Source organism: Clostridium sp. (genome assembly GCF_036639235.1).
Classification (GTDB): Bacteria; Bacillota; Clostridia; order Clostridiales; family Caloramatoraceae; genus Clostridium_AB.
Window position 1 is genome coordinate 19,859 of the sequence record NZ_JAVWJB010000027.1, and the last position, 1,661, is coordinate 21,519.

At 34.0% G+C, this 1,661-nt stretch carries 3 protein-coding genes; all 3 read right to left on the reverse strand.

What is annotated here, in order from left to right:
* Nucleotides 1–899: 4Fe-4S cluster-binding domain-containing protein (locus RR539_RS07515; protein ID WP_332500297.1), on the reverse strand; the 899-nt coding region annotated here is incomplete at its 3' end.
* A gap of 57 nt (nt 900–956) precedes the next feature.
* On the reverse strand, nt 957–1,097 hold the full coding sequence (scfA, locus tag RR539_RS07520; RefSeq protein WP_332474984.1) for a six-cysteine ranthipeptide SCIFF: 141 nt from the start codon (nt 1,095–1,097) through the stop codon (nt 957–959).
* A gap of 119 nt (nt 1,098–1,216) precedes the next feature.
* Nucleotides 1,217–1,603, reverse strand: a complete 387-nt coding sequence (locus RR539_RS07525; RefSeq protein WP_332483608.1) for a TIGR04086 family membrane protein — start codon at nt 1,601–1,603, stop codon at nt 1,217–1,219.
* Between the last annotated feature and the right edge of the window lie 58 nt (nt 1,604–1,661).

Consider the following 1,661-nt stretch of genomic DNA (forward strand, 5'->3'; position numbering starts at 1 on the left):
ACTGGAAGATCTTCATATCTTAACGCTAGAGGATGTCCATCTTCAAGAACAACTGGCTCGTTAGAAACTTCCTTAAATCCTTCGTTTGCCATTGCCATAACATCTTCATAAAAATCTAGGTTGTCCCTTGTAAACGTACCTCTTACATAGTACTGTTTAGACTTGTCCCTCATATCTACCATCTTTTTAATCTTAGGTAGAATAGCGTCATATGTTCCGCTTCCATCATATCTTGTTCTTATATTATCGTTAACTTCACGTCTTCCGTCTATACTTAAGATTACGTTACCCATGTTCTCATCAATATATTTCATATTTTCATCATTAAGTAGTGTTGCATTTGTTGTCATAGTAAATCTAATGTTTTTGTTATGCTTTGGACCTTCTGTTTTTCCGTACTCAACAATTTCTTTAACAGTTTTAAAGTTCATTAATGGCTCTCCACCAAATAAATCAACCTCAATATTTCTTCTAGGTCCTGATGTTTTGATTACAAAGTCAATAGCCTTCTTACCAACCTCAGCTGACATCATGCTACGCTCACCATGATATTCACCTTCACATGCAAAGCAGTACTTACATTTTAGATTACAGTCATGTGCAATGTTTAGACACATAGCCTTAACAAAGTTCGGTCCATCATCATTTAGAACCATTTCCTTATAAGGGTCCTCAGTAAATAGCATCCCTTGATTTATTAAATACTCTATTTCCTCAATACCCTCTTTAATTTGAGCCTCACTATACTTGCTATTAAGCTCATTAACGTTCTCTGTAAGTTTCTTATCTTTATAGTGGTCTAGTATGTCATAAACAACGTCATCTATAACATGAATTGCCCCACTGTGAACATCTATTAAAATCTTTAAACCACATTGCTCAAACTTATGAATTTTCATATATTTTCCTCCTAAAAAAGTTAAAAAGCAGTAACACTCAAGTTACTGCCTAAACCATTAGTTGTTTTCACATTCAAGGTTAGCTACTGTACATGAAGTTTTACAAGCTGATTGACATGAGTTAGCACACTCCTTGCAACCTGGCTTACTTATGCTAGCCTTTAAAGCACCTAAGTTAATAGTCTTTATATGCTTCATGATAAAACCCTCCTTCATAAAAGCTAAAACTACTTAATGAGTCCTATGTAACACGTAATCTTAAAGTTACCTTATAGATTATAGCATACCTCATAGTGTTTCTCAATAAATTAATTAGCTTATCTTCTAAGTGTTACGCCAATCATACCTGAAAGCATTCCAACTATTAATGACATTACAAGGGTTACTATAAACGAATACATGTTAACTTGTCCTGATTCAGTAAGCATTCCAACCACACCAACAAGTAGAGTATATAAGCCTCCAAGAACCGCCCCATGTAGGAATCCCTTTGAACCTATTTTCATAGCCCCGTAGATTCCTGCATAGCAAATTGATAGAACTGTTATAACCCATACTGCTGTATTCATTTGACCGTCTGTAAATTTCATAAAATAGAACATAATAGAAGCTAAAATTAAAAGAACTATTGATAATACCCCTGCTCCTATAACTGCCTTTAGGTATGTAATATAAAGTTTGTCTTTTTCCTTCATACTTTCCATAAGAAAATCCACCTCCATAGTAATACATATGAAAGGTGGATTATTTGTATTCTTATAA